Origin of the sequence: Streptococcus mitis SK564, assembly GCF_000148525.1 — a bacterium.
Lineage (GTDB): Bacteria > Bacillota > Bacilli > Lactobacillales > Streptococcaceae > Streptococcus > Streptococcus mitis_H.
On sequence record NZ_AEDU01000034.1, the window covers coordinates 1 to 655 of the forward strand.

Here is a 655-nt window from a genome sequence, read left to right on the forward strand (position 1 = left end):
TAACCCAAAGAGAGGCAAGACCTCTCTTTTTTGTGCAGTTGAGGAGGTAAAGGGGACAGAATGGATGAAATGTGCCAAAAGTGTTTTTGAATTTGTTAGACTGTATCTAGAAAGGGGAAGATTATGCTTAAAAAAATGTATGAAGAAGTCCAAGGAATTGTATACAAGTGTAGAAATGAATATTACCTTCATTTGTGGGAGTTATCGGACTGGGATCAAGAGGGGATGATTTGCCTACATGAATTGATTAGTAGAGAAGAAGGGCTTGTAGAAGATATCCCACGCTTACGTAAATATTTCAAAACCAAGTTTCGAAATCGAATTTTAGACTATCTCCGTAAACAAGAAAGTCAAAAACGGAGATATGATAAAGAGCTTTATGAAGAAGTGGGTGAGATAAGTCATCGTATAAGTGAGGGAGGACTCTGGCTAGACGATTATTATCTCTTTCATGAAACACTAAGAGATTATAGAAGTAAACAAAATAAAGAGCAACAAGAAGAGTTAGAACGCGTCTTAAGAGATGAACGCTTCCGAGGGCGTCAAAGAGTGCTAAAGGACTTACGTATTGTGTTTAAAGAGTTTGACATCCGTACTCATTAGGAATTCATGCAAAAAAGTAAAAAAAGTTTAAAAAAGATGTTGACAAAGTTTG

1 protein-coding gene is annotated in these 655 nt (G+C 36.2%); it reads left to right on the plus strand.

The annotated features are described in order from the left end of the window. The first annotated feature begins 123 nt into the window (after positions 1-123). Positions 124-603, plus strand: a complete 480-nt coding sequence (locus tag SMSK564_RS12395; protein WP_000914535.1) for a sigma-70 RNA polymerase sigma factor region 4 domain-containing protein — start codon at positions 124-126, stop codon at positions 601-603. Positions 604-655 lie beyond the last annotated feature (52 nt).